Here is an 18,161-nt window from a genome sequence, read left to right as displayed (position 1 = left end):
GGAGTTTAGGCATGTCGAGTTATATTCTAGCTGTTGATACAGCAACTGAAGCTTGTTCCGTTGCGCTGTGTTGTGCGGGTGGGCAACATGACGCTGAAATTATTTCGCGTTTTGCCATCTCTCCACGAGAGCATACTCAAAAAGTATTGCCAATGGTTGAAGAGGTATTAGCGGAAGCGGGTATCACATTAAATCAATTAGATGCTTTAGCCTTTGGGCGTGGTCCGGGGAGTTTTACGGGCGTACGAATTGGCGTGGGGATTGCTCAAGGACTCGCACTTGGTGCAGACCTGCCAATGATTGGTGTCTCATCACTGATGGCGTTAGCCGAAGGTGCATACCGTTCAACGGGACAAACGCAGATCCTTGTTGCTATTGATGCTCGTATGTCTGAAATCTATTGTGCTCAATACCAACGAGATGCCCAAGGCTTTTGGCTAGGTGAAGAGACTGAAGCTGTAATGATGCCCGCAGATTTTAAAGCACAATTTTCGACATTAATGGGGAATTGGTGTCATGCTGGTACTGGCTGGTTGGCATACCCTGAACTTCTTTCTGGCTCATTAGCAATTAGCGATAGCCAAATTACATTACCCGATGCGCAAGATATGTTGCCTATCGCAAGACAACTTTGGCTCGCAGGGAAAGTGACCGCAGTTGAGAATGTAGAGCCCACTTATCTGCGCAACGAAGTTACGTGGAAAAAATTACCCGGACGGGAATAATTTCTTTCCTTAAATATTTTGTCAATGGCTATATGAATAATCATCATATAGCCATTTTTTTAATCTACGATATAGAATCGATGGTCAAATAAGCTATTATTATAGTTAATAATGTGACCAGATATTAATTTACTGAACATATCGTGTGATGCTATTCATTCACAGTTTTAAAGCACATATTCTAACTCTATAATGATGGCTAATTGGAGGTGGTAAATGAAACGTAAATTTAGCTACCGCTTTGTGATTAAAAGTATTTTAATTGCGGGCATATTAGCACTGACAGGCTGTGTATCCATTCCACAATCTATTAAGGGCTCAGTACCAAACCCAGCGGATAATCTTAAATCCATACAGAATGCGCCTGAAATGTATGTTGGTCAGGAAGCACGTTTGGGAGGAAAAGTACTTTCAGTTTTAAATGAACCAAAAAGAACCCGAGTCGAAATTGCGACCATGGTACTGAATAAATATGATGCGGCTCCTGAACTTAACTCCCCATCTGTTGGGCGTATTTATGCCTACATCAATGGTTTTGTTGAGCCAAGCGATTTTAATAACCGCTACTTAACTGTGGTTGGTAAGATCACAGGAGAGCAGGCAGGCAAGATAGGTGAAGTACCCTATAACTACGTTACGATGGATGTGACAGGGTATCAGCGCTGGAGCCTTGCTCAAAGTGTTATGATGCCGCCACCTGCGGGTCCATGGGGTTATGGCTACTATGGTTCACCATATTATTATAACCATCCTTGGGGATGGGGTTATGGTTATCCAGCAGGTCCCGCACAGGTGCAAACTTATCTGACAGAAGATTAAGTGAATGAGGTTTAAGCGTTAAAAACGGGCTTAACGCTCCAAAAAACCTGTATTGCGGTGTATAATCTGAAAATCTTATACAGATTAAAATCTGATAAATTGAAACCAAGTTAAATAAGGCGGCATTGTCCGCCTTATTTTTATCTTGAAGGAATGAAAATAATTTAGTGATAGAGCTCTCAACCTTAACATTGTTTATTTTTCAAACTGGTACAATGAGTTAATAATTTGTTAAGAGGTTGTGTGGAAAAATAATAACTCACTAAATTCAGGAGTAACATTTTGGAAAAAATCTGGCTAAAAAACTATCCTGCTGATGTACCTGAAGAAATAAGCCCTGATGACTTCGCCTCATTAGCAGAGTTACTTGAAAATGCAGTTTCTCAATATGCGGATCAGCCTGCGTTCATTAATATGGGCGCGGTAATGACGTATCGTAAATTAGAAGAAAGAAGCCGAGCATTTGCCGCATACCTACAAAATGGCCTAGGTCTAAAGAAAGGTGACAGAGTTGCCTTAATGATGCCAAACCTTCTGCAATATCCTATTGCCCTGTTCGGCGTATTGCGAGCTGGGATGGTGGCCGTCAATGTGAACCCTCTGTATACCCCTAGAGAGTTAGAGCACCAACTGAATGACAGTGGGGCTACCGCGATTGTGATCGTCTCTAACTTTGCTCAGACATTAGAAAAAATCGTCTATAACACTAAAGTTAAACACGTTATTTTAACCCGTTTAGGTGATCAACTTTCTCGCCCAAAAGCTACCATTGTGGATTTTGTGGTGAAATATGTGAAACGCTTAGTACCTAAATACAATTTACCTGATGCGATTTCGTTTCGCCGTGCCATGCATCAAGGGTATCGGATGCAATATATAAAACCGAATATTACAGGTGACGATCTGGCTTTTCTTCAGTACACCGGCGGAACAACCGGTGTAGCTAAAGGTGCGATGTTGACTCACCGTAATATGTTGGCGAATATTGCCCAAGCAAGAGCGGCATATGGACCAGTTTTACATTTTGGAAATGAAGCTGTGGTGACGGCATTGCCGTTGTACCATATATTTGCACTAACCGTTAACTGCTTATTATTCATCAATGTGGGCGGCGTAAACTTGTTGATCACTAATCCGCGAGATGTACCGGATACGATAAAACAGCTTGCTCGCTATCCGTTTACCGCGATAACGGGTGTAAATACATTATTTAATGCATGGCTCCATAATCCAGAATTCCATAAGTTGGATTTTTCCCGCTTAAGACTTTCGGTCGGTGGCGGCATGCCAGTGCATAAAGCGGTAGCGCAAAAGTGGCAAGAGTTAACGGGACGTCATTTATTAGAAGGTTATGGTTTAACTGAATGTTCACCTTTAGTCACAGGGAACCCATATAATCTGACGGCTTATAGTGGTAGTATCGGTTTACCTGTTCCATCCACAGACGTAAAATTCCTTGATGACCATGGTCATCAAGTTCCGTTTGGTGAGCCAGGCGAAATGTGGGTGAAAGGTCCACAGGTAATGAAAGGCTATTGGAATCGTCCTGATGCAACGAGTGAAGCCATTGTGGACGGCTGGTTAGCAACAGGGGATATCGCTGAGATAGATACAGAAGGCTATATTCGTATTGTTGATCGTAAAAAAGATATGATTATAGTCTCTGGTTTTAACGTTTATCCTAATGAAATTGAAGATGTCATTTCTGCTCATCCCGATGTTATTGAGTGTGCTGCCATTGGTATTCCCAGTGAAAGCACCGGGGAAGCAGTCAAAGTATTTATTGTGACGAAGAATTCAAACTTGACTGCGGATGAGTTAAAAACGTTTAGTCGCCGTTCGTTAACGGCGTATAAAGTACCAAAAATTTTCGAATTCCGTGATGAGCTACCAAAATCTAATGTAGGCAAAATTTTACGTAAAGATTTACGTGCTGAAGAGCTACAGAAGAAGGAAAAAACCTCCGAATAAAGGGGGAGTAGTATCAAAAGTAAAGTGTGTAACGCCGGTTTTTACCGGCGTTACTGTGATCAGTCAAAAATATTTAGTCAAAATATAATAAAGAGAAACTTGTTTTGAATTATCGTTTAGTAACTACAGATAGCGAATTAGCTCAGGTTTGCCAAGAGGCCAGTGATGCTCCATGGTTAGCACTGGATACCGAGTTTGTACGCACAAGAACATATTACCCTCAGCTGGGTCTGCTACAACTGTATGATGGAAATCAGGTTTCATTGATTGACCCTTTATTAATGACTGACTTCAGCCCATTTAAAGCGCTGTTAACCAATCCAAATCAACTTAAGTTTCTCCATGCAGGTAGTGAGGATCTTGAAGTTTTTATCCATGATTTTGGTTGTGTGCCTGAGCCAATGATCGATACTCAAATCGTTGCAGCCTTTCTTGGTTATCCAATATCCTGTGGATTTGCGACACTAGTGGTGGAACATTTAGGTATCGAGCTAGATAAAAGTGAATCTCGTACAGATTGGCTTGCTCGCCCATTAAGCGCTAAACAGTGCGATTATGCGACCGCCGACGTGCTGTATTTATTACCACTGGCCAAAATTTTAATGGAAAAAGTGACTGAAGCGGGTTATCTGGATGATGCCAAAGATGAATGCCAGCGTGTTGTAGCACGCCGTCAGAAAGTGGTAAAACCGGAAAAAGCCTATTTGAACATCACTAATGCGTGGCAATTACGTGATGAACAATTAGCCTGCTTACAGATATTAGCGGCGTGGCGATTAGATCAAGCTAAAGCTCGTGATATGGCGATTAATTTTGTCGTCAGAGAAGAAAATCTGTGGAAAGTGGCTCGTTATTTACCAAGCTCTTTGGGTGAGCTGGATGCTTTGGGGCTATCAGGGCAGGAAATTCGCTGCCACGGCCGACGTTTATTGAGTATTGTTGAGGATGCTAAGAAACTGGATGCTAGCCAATATCCAGCTCCAGTGGCAAATATCACGGAACATAGCCAATATAAAAGCATCTTTAAAGAGATTAAGGCATTAGTGAAAGAGGTTGCTGAAAATGAAAAATTCAACCCTGAGCTGTTAGCCTCCCGTCGCCAAATTAACCAACTATTAGCCGTTCATTGGGGGCTGAAAGAGAAATCATGTGAGCCAGAATTACTGGCGGGTTGGAGAGGTAAGTTACTGGAAGGCCCACTAACAACCTTACTTAGCCAAGCCTAATATGCTCAAAGGTACAAAAAGTAGTGAATTTTTTGTACCTTTGACAGACATTTAAAGTAAATTTTTATTCCATCCTTTTTTATTCTACTTGATAAGTTTTATTTCAATATAAGTTTACCCACCAAAATATGAATAAACTTTATAATAAAATTATTTTTATATAAACGATATTTAAAATCAACATTGTAATTCTTCCTAAAAAACAAATTAATTAAGCATAATAAAAGTAAATCTAATCGATTATAGATCCCTTTAACGTTCAATAGAATGCATCCATTATTTAATTAATTGAATTTAAAAGATAAAAATAAATCAATGAATACAATGATTTTTAGTTGAATTATGACTACGTCATTTGTAAATGAAACTCATTTGCATATACTCATTTTCAATTTGTGGCACTCACAAATTTTTATCTAAAAGATAAAATTCTATTGTTTTATTAATAACATCGTATCTTTAATATAAGGACATAATTATGTTTAAATTTAATGTATTAGTATCAGCTATATTATTTGCGGGTATCTCTTCATTTTCTGGGGCTGCAACAGAATCTGCGCAGAGCCAAACGTATGAAACAGAAAGATCGGATATTCGTGTTGGTGGAACGGAATTTGCACGAGGTCCGCATGGGGGAAAAGTGGGTGATCCAGGTATTGGGCATCGCAGTATTGCTGGAGGAAAAACAATCTCATTATTAGGCCTGACTAAGATGGGAACAAAAACAGACGAAGATGTAACGATAGTCAATAGTGGCGGACCATCAAGTCATTCAAATATGGGTAAATTTCAGTTTGCTAAAGTAGCGGATGCTGAAGTCTATTATGGGGATTGGTCACAAACTGGAGCGGCAGACGATGCTAAACATACGGCATTCTTCTCTGGTCTAGACGCCACAACGGCAGTACCTACCGAAGGTAAAGCAACTTATACCATTGCTGGTATCAACCAATATGATGGTGAGAAAAAGCTCGCCGGTGTATTTGAAGCCGACTTTGGTGATAAGGATTACACTGGTTCATTACAGGGCGAAGATCTAAAAATTGCTCTCGAGGGGAAAATCCAAGATGCAGGTTCATTCTCGGGTTCAGCAATTGCCAATGACACTGTCTCAGGAATGAGTTATGGGCGCTTCTTTGGCGAGAATGCGGAACATGTTGGTGGTGTCGCAGTGTTTAATAGTGACCATCAATATGATACTGCATTTGCTGGTAGCCAAACCGAAGAGTAATTTCTTTATTTAACAATCTTTGTTTAGCAATATCGTGACTATCAGGTAGGCAAAAGTGATTTTGCCTACCTGTATTTTTATGAAAAAAGAAAAGAGAAGTGAGATGAAAAAAATAATCAACAAGATTGAGGTATTAATTCTATTATTGTTTTCTGCAAATTCATTTTCTGAACAAAATTATGGGCATCAACAATATGAACAGATAATTGAAGTTTTAAATGAAATAAATAACACAAGAAATAAATCACCAATTATAATCCCTCTTAAAATTAATAAAACTGTCGACGACCTTGGTTTTATTCTTTATGATTTAGTCAATCGGCAGCAATTCCAAAAAATTGATGAATTATTACCTGTCTATCTGAATGATAAAAATCACGATAAAGGTATGGTGGATTATATTTCAGCAGAAAGAGCTTATTTTAATGGTGATTACCCATTGTCACTGAAGTTTTATTTAAAAATAGTCACTGAAAACCCGAGTTCAGTGTTCTCTGAAATGAAGCTAGCTCATATCTATATAAAAAATAGCTATCATCGTGAAGCATTAGGTTTATATAAAAAGATAAAAAATAAATATCGAGTAAATTTACCTGAAGACCGAATAAAACAGATAGATAATGAAATTACAGCATTAGAAAATCGCGCTCATTGGCAAGGGAATTTCAATACTGACTTAAAGTATGACACTAACTATACGGAGGCTCACGGTAATGATGAACAGCAATGTGGTGCTATCTGGTGCATGCAAGGTAGTAAAATCAAATCCGGTTTGGTGTATGGCTTCTCTGGAAATGCCAATAAAATCCTTTGGCAGAATCGAGGGCATTCACTGTTAGCCAGTGTCGGTGGAAATGTATGGGAATATCCTCATCGCTCAGTAAAACGGCGTTTTTCAAGTTATTCATCAGTAAGCTATCAGTATCTTTACGGGAATAAAAAGATCACGTTTTCACCTATTGTAGATATTAATTGGCGAGGGCATTTATTTGACCATTACAGTGTAGGTGCGAGCATTACTAGCGCATATTCTCCCAGCAGTAAACTTTATTTACTGTCTAACATAATGTATAAAAACCAATTTTTTTTCGGAAAACGAGAATCGCGTTCAGGTTATGATATTAATTACAGTATAACGGCAATTTATTCGGTTAATCCGCAATGGAGTTTATTCTCAAATTTATATGGTGGTAAAAATATTGAGCAATATAAAAGTGACAGCTATCAAGTATCAGGGTTAACCGTGGGGTCAATTAATGTATTTGGCACGAACAAGTTAGTCAATAAATTAATAAGCAGCAATCATAATTTTTTCGATTTCGACAGTTCACTTAATACAAAGCGACACGATGAGTCATGGGCTTTAAATAGCCAAATAACGCTATTAGGTCACACATTTTTATCATTAACACCAACGCTATATATTAATTATAAATTCAACGATAGTAGTGCAAAAATAAGCTATTCCTATAATAAAAGCGAAGTGGGCATTAATTTTAGTAAAACGTTTTAATCTGTATTGAGATGGTTTATGAAAGTAAAAGCGATAGTGGCAATACAAATTGCTACAGGGTTATCTATGGGTATTATTTCTATTTCTGCTTATTCAAGTTTACGTGAGCAAGTTGGTAATATTCAGGTACAAGACAAGACGGATACGATTAAACTGCGGGATCAAAAAGGCAGTGATGATCAATATGATAGGGATGAGTCAAATATTTATATTAGCAAAGAGGCTGTAGAACGCTATAAAGGGACTAATCCTGCGGATGTTCTTAATCACGGGGTTGGTGTCTATAGTGGCGATGCCCGTAATAGCGGGGCGTTAGACCCGAATGTGCGAGGTATTCAAGGTCAAGGACGTGTACCTGTTACAGTGGATGGTACGGAGCAAGCCATCACCGTATGGCGTGGCTACAACGGGGCGAATAATCGAAACTATGTAGACCCCAATATGATCAGCAGTATTACCGTAGTAAAAAGCCCGATGTTAGACCGTGATATTCGAACTTCGGTTGGTGGAGGTGTTGCGGTTAAAACCCTCAGTATTGATGATGTCGTTCCATCAGATGAACGTTTCGCAATAGATCTTAAATTAGAAACACGGACTAATTCAACCAAACCAAGAATTAACGAATTTACCCTTGGTACAGATTATCGTGATGATTCAGCTATCAAGGATAGCTTGGCAAGCAAAGAAAATTATAGAACTCGGATTTATTATAGAGATCCAAAAGCTTCAGTTGAACCAGATCAACCAGGAAATTCGAATTTTTTTAATTTAAAAGACAGTGCAGTGCGAGTGGCGCTAGGATTGCGCCAAGAAAAATTTAATCTACTATTTGCCTATAGTCACCGAAATCAAGGAAACTATTTGGCTGGTCGTCATGGCGCAGACTATTTCCGAGAACCTATTATTACTACCGATATCGATAACTCCAAAAAAATGGTGGATCCCAATATTCCTTTTGTTGCGGATGTGTACTTACCAACCAAAGAAGTGGGGAATACCTCGAGTAATAGCGAAACTTTTCTGCAAAAAATGAATTTGCAACTTTCTGAATCACAAAAAATATCCCTTGGCTATGTGCATACAAAAAGCCATTACGGGGAAATTATGCCTTCACAAATTCGTTTTCATGATTTAGCAGGAGAAATTCCCCAATGGCCCTTGGCTAATATAAGTTTAGGATCATTTTATGCTAATTATGGTTTTAAATCTGAAAAGCAGTCGTTGCTTGATCTTCAGCTGGGGTACTGGCTAACGAAAACGGATTTAAATTCGAATACTGCTGGTGGATTACCTAGGGAAGCTATTGAGTTAGATTGGTCAGTTAACAGTTTAAGTAGAAAAAATCCCAATATAGATGGCACGTTAGTGGATGGAATAAAACTGAATCAAATTAATAATAGGCAAGGGCTAACTTTATCTAACAAATCACAGTTTACTCCGAACTTTGATATGACTCTAATCGGGAATTTTATTAGAGAAGAGATTAACAGTAATGACGATATATATGCACTAGATGCAATAGTCGCTAAAAAAAATACATTTAGAGCTATTCCACGAGAAGGTAAACGCCAAGAGTTTAGCGGAGCAATAAAATTAGATTGGCGACCAACAAATTGGCTGAATGTAAATGCGGGTATTCAGTACCAAAACTATTGGTCACGTGATTTATTAAGGGAACGTCGATTAAAAGCAAAAGACCATAACTTCGCCGTTTATCAAATTCCGCAAGCCATGAATTTCGAATATTCTCGACCGTTCACTGAAGAGGAAGCGCGTAAAGTGAGAGAGTATGTGGATAGCAAAGGGCGAACTTTTGATGGCTACAATGATATAGGGTTCTGGCCAGACAGTAGCATTGGAACTTCTAAAATAGAGTGGTTTGTTGCTGAGGCACTATCACTTCCTGCGTATTCCTTAAAAAGTGCGGAACACTATTATACAGTGAAAGAAGAGTATGAGGGATTTCGTATTATAGGTTCGGAATATATTAAATGGCGAGTGGATGAAGACGGAAAATTCACTACGGAGAATAACCCATTTTATGATGGAGGGATTGATCTCTCGGAAGAGGTGATTGACCCCATTAGTCAAAAAAAAGTGAAGGCAATCATTGCGTATCGTGCCCCGCATAAAGAATTGGAGCATATTTTAGTTAACGAGAACGAAAAGTATAAAAACCCCGGTAAGCGCATTAACTCTGCATGGAGCCCATCTATAGGAGGATCTGTCTACCTCTCTGATAATGACCGCGTGTTTGCACGCTACGCCGAAACCGTCAGAATGCCCAGCATTTTTGAAGATACTATTGGGTTTTCAGGGGCTGGTGATGGCGTCATAAGAACACGTTCATTTAAACCAGAACGCAGCCATACTTTTGAAATTGGTTATGTGCGTAATTTACAAAGTTGGTTAAACGCTGAAAATGCTGCTGATTTTAGAATCAACTATTACCATAATATTATTGACAACGCGTTTGATCGTGATGGCAATTTGGTCTTTTCACAAATGGATCAGCACCGAACTGCCGGATTAGAAGTGCTAGCCCGCTATGATAATGGACATTTCTTTGGGGATTTAGGAATTGATTACCGATTAAAAAATGAAGTTTGCGATAACGCCTCTATGGCACGGCTAGACCCTCTCAATAAATTTAATGCTTCAGTATGTACGGAAGGCGGATTTCCATTAGGTTACCTTCGCACTCAGTTGCAACCTAAGTACAGTATTCACACTAATGTGGGGATGCGCTTCTTTAATGAAAGCTTGGAAGTCGGTGGGCGTGTGCGATATCACGCCAAAACAGAGAATAAAGATGAAGCTAATATGATTCGTCGATTTGGCCCTTCTTATGCACCACTAAACAATAATCCGATGAGTTGGAATGCGGTATTTGTCACAGATGCATATGTCACTTATCAAGTGAATAAGAATCTGTTAGTGGAACTGTTAGCCTCTAACGTATTAAACGAATATTACATTGACCCGCTGACACGTAGCATGATGCCAGCACCGGGGAGATCCCTTCGTTTAAGTGTGACCAGTCACTTCTAAGGCTCAGCCCCAGTAATTTCTGCTGGGGCTGATTAGGAATATCGCCATGAAATATTCTCGAATTTATTATGGATTACTGCTTTCCGGCTTATTACACTGCGTCATCATTTATTTTTGTTTTTTTTGCATTTAATTCATTGTCATTCAAAATGACAGCACCGTTAATTTCGCCAGTAGTAACCGTCGCTTTAAGCCAATTTTTAATTGAACAACAAGTGAGCATTCCCAAAGAAACCGTATCAGTAGTCGGAGATGAATTCAATGCCATTGAGGAGTTTGAGTACGCGAATATCAAGGTTAGCAAGCAGCATAGCCATCAAAATAATGCATCAAATACCATCGCTGAAAAAACACCCAAAGAGGTAAAATCCGAAAAATGCAATCCTTTAAAAAATAAGGAAAAACCAGAAGAAAAAGCCAAGAAAGAAAGCCCTTGGGATGACTTACAAACCCAAAGAGCAAAAGAAGGAGAAAGCAAAGTAAATTCCTTAGCAGCAGGGCTGCAAGGTGATCTTTCTCATTTTTCTGATGGTGAAAATAACACCAATACCAAACAACGCTATTTAGACAAGATCAAACGGGAAATTGATAGCCACAAACAGTATCCGCGTAGAGCCAGAAAAATGCGTATACAGGGAGGTGTTCAGATACGTTTTCAACTGACGTCACAAGGTGAGATCGTCAATGCCTCGGTGGTTAGCTCAGAAAAAAGCCAATTTTTTGAGAGTACAATTTTGGATGCCATACGCCGTTGTAAACCTCTCGGTCCTCCGCCAAAGGGGCTAGGAAGAAATATGGATTTACAAATCAATTTCAGCTTAGATTAAGCCAGAAGATTAAAGCCGCTATCGTATTATAGCGGCCTTACTCAATATTACTGCTCTACAGGTTTTACGTCATCGTTCTCTGGAAGCGTAACGTTTAACTCAAGGACAGAAATATCATCCCCTTTTTGTTCAAACTGGACGGTTAACATTTCTGGATCTACTTGAATATACTTGCAAATAACCTGCAAAATATCTCGCTTCATATCTGCAAGATACGGGGGTTCACTATCACCACGGCGACGTTCTGCTACGATGATCTGTAATCGCTCTTTGGCGATATTTGCTGTCGGTTTTTTTCTCGACAGAAAGAAATCCAATAAAGCCATTATTTACCCCCCAAATAGGCGTTTTAAGAAGCCTTTTTTCTCTTCTTCAATGAATCGGATAGGGCGATCTTCACCTAAAATACGATCAACACAGTCACTATAAGCTTGTCCTGCATCGGATTCTGTATCCAAAATAACAGGTTCACCTTGGTTTGATGAGCGTAGTACGGATTGATCTTCCGGAATAACCCCAATCAGAGGAATACATAAGATCTCTAGCACGTCTTCCATGCTTAACATATCACCACGAGTTACGCGGCCTGGATTATAACGAGTTAAGAGCAAGTGTTCTTTGATTGGTTCTTGGCCTTTTTCAGCACGGCGAGACTTTGACGCTAAAATACCTAAGATTCGGTCAGAGTCACGAACGGAAGAGACTTCAGGGTTAGTAGTAATAATGGCTTCATCAGCAAAATACAGCGCCATTAACGCACCACTTTCAATACCTGCGGGTGAGTCGCAAACAATAAAGTCAAAACCAAGCTTATCGCCTAACTCATCGAGAACTTTTTCAACGCCTTCTCGGGTTAATGCATCTTTATCGCGGGTCTGTGAGGCAGGAAGAATATATAAATTCTCTGTGCGTTTATCTTTAATCAACGCTTGATTTAAGCTTGCATCACCTTGAATCACGTTCACGAAGTCATAAACTACTCGACGTTCACATCCCATAATAAGGTCAAGGTTACGCAAACCGATATCAAAATCGATAACAACGGTTTTTTTTCCTTTTTGTGCTAGGCCAGTAGCTATGGCCGCGCTTGAAGTGGTTTTACCAACACCACCTTTACCAGAAGTAACAACGATTATGCGTGCCATGAATAATTCCTTGTAAATAAGGTCTAATTTAAGTATTCAATATTAAGTTTGTTATCAACTAAACAAAGTTTAGCTGCTTTGGCGAGAAATTCAGTAGGTATCTGATCACTCAGCCAATACTCACCAGCGATAGACACTAATTCGGCCTGCAAATGAGTACAATAAATCTGACTTTCAACATCACCAGACGCACCAGCAAGGGCACGACCTCTCATAACGCCGTATATGTGAATATTACCATCTGCTAATAATTCTGCACCTGCACTCACGTTACTTGTGACGATAAGATCACTATTTGGCGCATAAATGCGCTGACCAGAACGTACAGGAGTATTAATAATGCGTGTTTTTCGATAGGCAGATTCGACGGGAACTGATTGAGAAGCTATGTCAGATTTTGCATATGTGACGTCAGTACTAACGGTATTTGTTGCTTTTTTGCTTTTACCTTCAATAAGTACCGGCAAACCCGCTTCATTAACTTTTTGCTTTAAAATAGGGTCGGTACAGCCACTGACACCTACAATTCGCAGACCCGCAGAAACGATCGCTTTATGAATACTATACATATCCGCATGATGCGTTAATTCTGCAATATTAATGACGACAGGTGCATTTTTGAGAAAATCAGGAGCCTGACTTACTTTATCTTGCAGCGCTTTTTTGATGAGTTTAGGCTCTTCACTATGTAAGTGAATGACTGAAAGAGTAAAACTGCTGCCTTTAAGTTCTATTGGCGATTGTGGCATCTATCTAGACTCAGCAAATTAAAATTTCCGAAACAATCCTCGGGTGAAGATACTCAGTAAAACAATAGTATGTTATAGTTACTGTATACTTCAAGCAAGCTCATGAACTAAGAAAAAGAGTTAAATATAATGATTTGTGCAATTTATCGAAGCTCTAACCGCGATCAAACTTATTTGTATGTCGAAAAAAAAGATGATTTTTCACGGGTACCTGAAGAACTATTAAAGCAATTTGGTAAACCTCAGTTTTCAATGCTTATTGCGTTAGATAAGCGTGAAAAGCTGGCAAATGCTGACATTGAACGCGTTAAAGCTGACCTTAAAGAAGTTGGTTATTATCTACAATTCCCACCTCCGGTCGAAAATTTGCTTTCTGAATACCGAGAGTTAAACGATTAATACAAATTAGGATATTTCGCAAAAGCCATTATCGTCAGGAGGATAAAAATGAGGCCAACGTTATTATATACATTAGTCGCTGGTGTATTTTTAGCAAGTTGTAGTTCCCAGCAACCGCATTCAACTACCACACAAACTAATACAACTCACACACTGACAATGGCGCAGGAAGCGGCGATTGAAAAAGAAGTTATCGCATTAGATAAAGCGTTTCCGATTGAACAACGTGACCCTTCGCAATTTCCTGCTTATGTGGAATTGTTGAAACAACATGCTGCGGTACAAGGCATTAAGCAATCTACCATTGACCGTGGCTTTGCCAATATCTATTTTCTTGAACGTGTTGTGAAAGCAGACAAAGGTCAGCCAGAAAAACGTGCCACAGTGACGCTGGCAAGTTATCTTAAGAATGTACTGCCTCAATCTCGCATTAATGCCGGAGTTGAAAAATATAAAGAGAATCAAGCCACTCTCGATGCGACTAGCCAAAAATATGGCGTTCCACCTCAATTCATTGTCTCCTTGTGGGGCCTAGAAAGTGGCTTTGGGCGTTCTCAAGGTAAAGAAGACGTCATTTCAGCCTTGGCAACGCTATCATTTGAAGGGCGCCGTGAAACGCTATTTAGTAAACAGTTATTGGCGGCCTTAGAAATCATGGATAAAGGTTATATTCCTGAAGAACAACAACTGAAAGGTTCTTGGGCTGGTGCTATGGGACAAAGTCAGTTTATGCCAACATCTTATTTATCCTATGCCGCAGATGGTGATGGCGATGGGAAAATGGATATTTGGAATAATAAAGCGGACGTTTTTGCATCTATCGCCAACTATTTATCTACGGAAGGTTGGCAGGCAGCTTTACCTTGGGGCTATCAAGTTACGTTACCCGCTGACTTTAATCGTAATCTTGAAGGGGTAAAAACAGAGCAAGGTAAGAGCGTGCAAGAGTGGGAAAAACTCGGAGTTAAATTACCTCAATTTGCTCAACTTGCGCCAGACGTGAAAACATGGGTTGTTATTCCTGATGATCCAGAAGGTCGAACGTTCTTAGTGACACAAAACTTCCGCACTATCATGCATTGGAATCGTTCATATTATTTCGCGCTCAGTGTTTGTATGATGGCGGATAGTATCGCTACTAAAATACAATAACGATAATAGGAGTTACCATAATGTATCAACATCGCGATTGGCAAGGTGCCTTATTAGATTTTCCGGTAAACAAGGTGGTTTGTGTTGGTAGTAATTATGCCAAGCATATTAAAGAAATGGGATCTGCTCATCCTGAAGAGCCTGTTATTTTTATTAAGCCAGAAACTGCATTATGTGATGCGAATCAGCCGATTGTTATTCCTAAAGATTTAGGTTCAGTTCACCATGAAGTGGAAATGGCTATTTTAATTGGCATGCCGCTGAAAAATGCGGATGAAGATCGAGTGTCTCGTTCAATTGCGGGTTTTGCTGTGGCTTTAGATTTAACGCTTAGAGACCTACAAGCTAAGTTTAAGAAAGCAGGGCAGCCTTGGGAAAAAAGTAAAGCGTTTGATGGTTCATGTCCAATTTCTGGCTTTATCCCGGTTAGTAGTACTAATGACCTCCAAAATGTACAGTTAAACTTAGAGATTAACGGGGAAGTTCGTCAGTCTGGTTCAACCCGTGATATGATCACGCCAGTGTTACCTCTTATTAGCTATATGTCCCGTTTCTTTACCTTGCGTGCAGGGGATGTCATTTTGACTGGGACGCCAGAAGGTGTTGGTCCATTAGTTTCTGGTGATATGTTAAAGCTATCTATTAATGATAACTCGCTGACCACTCGAGTAATTTAAGCATAGGATTTGGCAGTATTATGTCTGAGTTTTTCTGGCAGGTTAAGACATTAGATGAAATGACAGATGAAGAATGGGAATCTCTGTGTGACGGTTGTGGGCAATGCTGCCTGCATAAGTTAATGGATGAAGATACTGATGAAATCTATTTTACTAATGTTGCTTGTAATCAGTTAAATATTAAAACCTGTCAGTGTAAGCATTATGCCGATCGTTTTAAGTACGAAGATGATTGCATCAAACTGACTCGTGATAATTTGGAAACATTTCAATGGTTACCTAATACTTGTGCTTATCGTTTATTAATGGAAGAGAAGCCATTACCAGCATGGCATCCATTGAAAACCGGATCAAAAACGGCTATGCACAATGAAGGCATCTCTGTTCGGCATATTGCTGTTAGAGAAATCGATGTAGTTGATTGGGAAGATCATATAATGAATCGGCCTAGTCCCCGTTGATATCAAGTATGCTTTATCAAGCGACCCTCAATAGTGAGTAAACTATTGAGGGTTTTTTTATATCTAAATATATTCCTATCTATTTGAGACTCAAATTATGGAGCTTCAATCTGTATTACCGAAGAATTTTCTATCACCCATCTAGGTATTTTCACCTAATTTAATATCTGCTTTATCGTTAATAGATGGTTGATGAAATGTAATTTTATGTTGGTGGTTGATTTTTATTTTCATTATTAACTTTTACTCTATTATTTGGCGATTATTTTTAAAGTTTTAGAATAAAATATTATTTCTACTATACATTTCAATATTGTCATATTGTCGTTCTAATATAGATATTGTACGGATATGTTATGTAATTAGAGGTGCTGTTAACGTTATTCTAACGATTGATTTGTTAGTCATGAGGTAAGGTATTTAGCTAAAAAATAACTACACACGTAGCAAAAAATGCTTTTTTCATCAAAATCCGAACTTAAGTCAAATGAAAAACACGCATTAGGTGTTTTTAGGAATATTCCTAATGGTATTTTTTGTTAGAGAAATTGTTCTGTTTGTAAAATACCCATTTTTTCAAATAATCTTAAATATCACTAAGTTAGATTGTAATTTTGATTTTTTGATAAAGATCAAGTTTTTGAGTTAAAAGTACTACTTATTTAGTATTGCGCTAAGTCTAATGATTATTTCCGCTTACTTAGATTACGTGTTAAAGAGGTTCAATACAGTTGAATTATCAAAAAGTCATTATGTAATAAGAGCATTATATTGCGGTTTTTGTGATTTTTTATTATTTATATCTCCATCTAACGTTTAAAGTGTTTTCCATATCTTATCCAACCTAGACTCTTCCGCTGATAAAATGCATATTATTGAATTTTTATTTTATCTTAAGTGTGTATTTATCTTTTTTAAATAAATTTACTCTCCACTCGAGTTAATAGGTGTTGAGAATAACAATTCGATATTAAATTTTATTAATTTATCAAAGCCCTAATCTGATTATCAAGTAAATATATAAATTTAATTTATTAATTTCGGTTTTTTTTAGTTGTTGTAGCTATATTATTTTGTAATGGAATTACTAGAAAAAGTGTCTAAATGTAAATAAAATAATTAAATTTGACTTAAATGTTAAATATGTATTTTTTATTTAAATCTAAAATAAAGTAAAATAATGGTTTAATTCACTATATGTTACGTTATTGCATTAGTGTTCATCTGCTTTTGGCTCTCAATATGACTTATTAGGTGTGTATTGTATATTGAAAAATTCAATCGATAAGCCACTTACAATAGGTGTTATCTATTAATCAATTGATTGATGAAAGTAAAAAACGATTTAATGTTCCTTAAGTTTTTATGTATCCTCTGCTCCGAATTATATGGTCGCTTAGATTGTTGGTTCAAAAATAGAATAAGTTAAGTCATACGTCTTCGTGCATTTAAAGCTATTCACTAAAGATAAAAATATGCTTACTTCTGACTGTATCTAAATACGGTCGGTTTCTGTTTTTGCATTTACCGTACGAGATAAAAGGCCATGTAATAAATTTTTTCTAAACAAATAAAAAAATCATATTAGGAATTAAAAATGAAAAAAGTATTACTGACCGCTATCACAGCAGCAGTTTTTGGTGTTACTACAGCAAACGCAGCAACAGCAGTTGGCGGTGGTCAAGTTAACTTCAACGGTAAAGTTATGGATGTATCTTGTACGGTTTCTGTTGATGGGCAAGGCAGCGATGCTACCGTTTATTTGGCGCCAGTTTCTTTAAAAGAAATTAAAGAAACTACAGCAAGCACCATTTTAAAACCAAAAACGTTTGCTATTGAAATTGGTAAATGTTTACAAGGTACTCAAGCTGTGACCGATACCGCTAAGCTGGGCGTTAGATGGACCGGTGGTAACTTAGCTGCAAATACTGGCGGTAACTTAGCAAATACCGTTGTTAATGGAGCTCAAAAAGTTCAATTAGCACTGTCAACTGACGGTAAAGCAAACAAGAAAATCTATCCTGGTGATGCTGGCCAACCGCTTGTTACGGGTGAAAAAAATGGTGAAAATGCACGTTTCACTTATTTCGTCGGCTACATCTCTGAAACCCCAACTGAAGCAACTGCGGGTGAAGTTCAAAGCTACGCAACCTACGAAATTACTTATAACTAATTCATAGGTTAGTTTTTATCTTATTTTTTGATAAAAACGTTG

General features: G+C 38.4%; 16 protein-coding genes. 13 read left to right on the top strand and 3 right to left on the bottom strand.

Going from position 1 to position 18,161, the window contains the following annotated elements; genetic code table 11:
• The first annotated feature begins 11 nt into the window (after nt 1–11).
• From tsaB to PROVRUST_RS02455, 8 genes are all read left to right on the top strand, one after another.
• Nucleotides 12–725 carry a tRNA (adenosine(37)-N6)-threonylcarbamoyltransferase complex dimerization subunit type 1 TsaB gene (gene tsaB / locus PROVRUST_RS02490; protein ID WP_006813108.1) on the top strand — a complete coding sequence of 238 codons (714 nt, stop codon included), beginning with the start codon at nt 12–14 and terminating at the stop codon, nt 723–725.
• A gap of 216 nt (nt 726–941) precedes the next feature.
• Nucleotides 942–1,544, top strand: coding sequence for a Slp family lipoprotein (locus PROVRUST_RS02485; protein WP_006813107.1), 603 nt, complete (start codon nt 942–944; stop codon nt 1,542–1,544).
• Nucleotides 1,545–1,826: 282 nt separating this feature from the next.
• On the top strand, nt 1,827–3,515 hold the full coding sequence (fadD, locus tag PROVRUST_RS02480) for a long-chain-fatty-acid--CoA ligase FadD (protein ID WP_006813106.1): 1,689 nt from the start codon (nt 1,827–1,829) through the stop codon (nt 3,513–3,515).
• 104 nt (nt 3,516–3,619) lie between these two features.
• Nucleotides 3,620–4,741 carry a ribonuclease D gene (gene rnd / locus PROVRUST_RS02475; RefSeq protein WP_006813105.1) on the top strand — a complete coding sequence of 374 codons (1,122 nt, stop codon included), beginning with the start codon at nt 3,620–3,622 and terminating at the stop codon, nt 4,739–4,741.
• Between the two features lie 478 nt (nt 4,742–5,219).
• Nucleotides 5,220–5,972 (top strand): Slam-dependent surface lipoprotein, encoded by a 753-nt coding sequence (locus tag PROVRUST_RS02470; RefSeq protein ID WP_006813103.1) that lies wholly within the window; start codon nt 5,220–5,222, stop codon nt 5,970–5,972.
• A 79-nt stretch (nt 5,973–6,051) separates the two neighbouring features.
• Nucleotides 6,052–7,485 carry a surface lipoprotein assembly modifier gene (locus tag PROVRUST_RS02465; protein WP_006813102.1) on the top strand — a complete coding sequence of 478 codons (1,434 nt, stop codon included), beginning with the start codon at nt 6,052–6,054 and terminating at the stop codon, nt 7,483–7,485.
• Nucleotides 7,486–7,503: 18 nt separating this feature from the next.
• The gene (locus tag PROVRUST_RS02460; RefSeq protein ID WP_006813101.1) at nt 7,504–10,536 is read left to right on the top strand and encodes a TonB-dependent receptor domain-containing protein; all 3,033 of its coding nucleotides are present in this window, start codon (nt 7,504–7,506) and stop codon (nt 10,534–10,536) included.
• Nucleotides 10,537–10,604: 68 nt separating this feature from the next.
• The gene (locus PROVRUST_RS02455; RefSeq protein WP_248696619.1) at nt 10,605–11,363 is read left to right on the top strand and encodes an energy transducer TonB family protein; all 759 of its coding nucleotides are present in this window, start codon (nt 10,605–10,607) and stop codon (nt 11,361–11,363) included.
• A gap of 47 nt (nt 11,364–11,410) precedes the next feature.
• Here the strand turns inward: PROVRUST_RS02455 and minE are convergent, their stop codons facing one another.
• From minE to minC, 3 genes are read right to left on the bottom strand one after another with little or no spacing between them, the layout of a single operon-like run.
• Nucleotides 11,411–11,689, bottom strand: coding sequence for a cell division topological specificity factor MinE (gene minE / locus PROVRUST_RS02450; RefSeq protein ID WP_006813099.1), 279 nt, complete (start codon nt 11,687–11,689; stop codon nt 11,411–11,413).
• Nucleotides 11,690–11,692: 3 nt separating this feature from the next.
• The gene (minD, locus tag PROVRUST_RS02445) at nt 11,693–12,508 is read right to left on the bottom strand and encodes a septum site-determining protein MinD (protein ID WP_006813098.1); all 816 of its coding nucleotides are present in this window, start codon (nt 12,506–12,508) and stop codon (nt 11,693–11,695) included.
• Between the two features lie 23 nt (nt 12,509–12,531).
• Nucleotides 12,532–13,257 carry a septum site-determining protein MinC gene (gene minC, locus PROVRUST_RS02440; protein WP_006813097.1) on the bottom strand — a complete coding sequence of 242 codons (726 nt, stop codon included), beginning with the start codon at nt 13,255–13,257 and terminating at the stop codon, nt 12,532–12,534.
• Nucleotides 13,258–13,386: 129 nt separating this feature from the next.
• On the opposite strand from minC, the gene PROVRUST_RS02435 reads away from it, so the two are divergent.
• From PROVRUST_RS02435 to PROVRUST_RS02415, 5 genes are all read left to right on the top strand, one after another.
• A complete protein-coding gene (locus PROVRUST_RS02435; protein ID WP_006813096.1) occupies nt 13,387–13,656 on the top strand; it encodes a YcgL domain-containing protein in 270 nt (89 codons plus the stop codon).
• Between the two features lie 48 nt (nt 13,657–13,704).
• Entirely contained in the window at nt 13,705–14,808 is a 1,104-nt protein-coding gene (locus PROVRUST_RS02430) for a lytic murein transglycosylase (RefSeq protein WP_039854094.1), read from the top strand.
• Nucleotides 14,809–14,828: 20 nt separating this feature from the next.
• Nucleotides 14,829–15,485 carry a fumarylacetoacetate hydrolase family protein gene (locus PROVRUST_RS02425; protein ID WP_006813094.1) on the top strand — a complete coding sequence of 219 codons (657 nt, stop codon included), beginning with the start codon at nt 14,829–14,831 and terminating at the stop codon, nt 15,483–15,485.
• Nucleotides 15,486–15,505: 20 nt separating this feature from the next.
• On the top strand, nt 15,506–15,946 hold the full coding sequence (locus PROVRUST_RS02420; protein WP_006813093.1) for a YcgN family cysteine cluster protein: 441 nt from the start codon (nt 15,506–15,508) through the stop codon (nt 15,944–15,946).
• A gap of 1,597 nt (nt 15,947–17,543) precedes the next feature.
• Complete coding sequence (locus PROVRUST_RS02415) at nt 17,544–18,119, top strand: fimbrial protein (RefSeq protein WP_006813092.1); 576 nt, start codon at nt 17,544–17,546, stop codon at nt 18,117–18,119.
• Nucleotides 18,120–18,161: the final 42 nt, after the last annotated feature.

Source organism: Providencia rustigianii DSM 4541 (assembly GCF_000156395.1).
Taxonomy (GTDB): Bacteria; Pseudomonadota; Gammaproteobacteria; order Enterobacterales; family Enterobacteriaceae; genus Providencia; species Providencia rustigianii.
This window is presented reverse-complemented; position numbering and strand designations above follow the sequence as displayed.

Excerpts from the sequence above, each read along its gene's own strand:
- PROVRUST_RS02455 (WP_248696619.1), top strand. The coding sequence starts at position 10,605 with ATGGATTACTGCTTTCCGGCTTATTACACTGCGTCATCATTTATTTTT.
- PROVRUST_RS02420 (WP_006813093.1), top strand. The coding sequence starts at position 15,506 with ATGTCTGAGTTTTTCTGGCAGGTTAAGACATTAGATGAAATGACAGAT.
- PROVRUST_RS02465 (WP_006813102.1), top strand. The coding sequence starts at position 6,052 with ATGAAAAAAGAAAAGAGAAGTGAGATGAAAAAAATAATCAACAAGATT.
- PROVRUST_RS02430 (WP_039854094.1), top strand. The coding sequence starts at position 13,705 with ATGAGGCCAACGTTATTATATACATTAGTCGCTGGTGTATTTTTAGCA.
- PROVRUST_RS02415 (WP_006813092.1), top strand. The coding sequence starts at position 17,544 with ATGAAAAAAGTATTACTGACCGCTATCACAGCAGCAGTTTTTGGTGTT.
- minE (WP_006813099.1), bottom strand. The coding sequence starts at position 11,689 with ATGGCTTTATTGGATTTCTTTCTGTCGAGAAAAAAACCGACAGCAAAT.
- PROVRUST_RS02435 (WP_006813096.1), top strand. The coding sequence starts at position 13,387 with ATGATTTGTGCAATTTATCGAAGCTCTAACCGCGATCAAACTTATTTG.
- tsaB (WP_006813108.1), top strand. The coding sequence starts at position 12 with ATGTCGAGTTATATTCTAGCTGTTGATACAGCAACTGAAGCTTGTTCC.
- minD (WP_006813098.1), bottom strand. The coding sequence starts at position 12,508 with ATGGCACGCATAATCGTTGTTACTTCTGGTAAAGGTGGTGTTGGTAAA.
- PROVRUST_RS02425 (WP_006813094.1), top strand. The coding sequence starts at position 14,829 with ATGTATCAACATCGCGATTGGCAAGGTGCCTTATTAGATTTTCCGGTA.
- PROVRUST_RS02460 (WP_006813101.1), top strand. The coding sequence starts at position 7,504 with ATGAAAGTAAAAGCGATAGTGGCAATACAAATTGCTACAGGGTTATCT.
- PROVRUST_RS02470 (WP_006813103.1), top strand. The coding sequence starts at position 5,220 with ATGTTTAAATTTAATGTATTAGTATCAGCTATATTATTTGCGGGTATC.
- PROVRUST_RS02485 (WP_006813107.1), top strand. The coding sequence starts at position 942 with ATGAAACGTAAATTTAGCTACCGCTTTGTGATTAAAAGTATTTTAATT.
- minC (WP_006813097.1), bottom strand. The coding sequence starts at position 13,257 with ATGCCACAATCGCCAATAGAACTTAAAGGCAGCAGTTTTACTCTTTCA.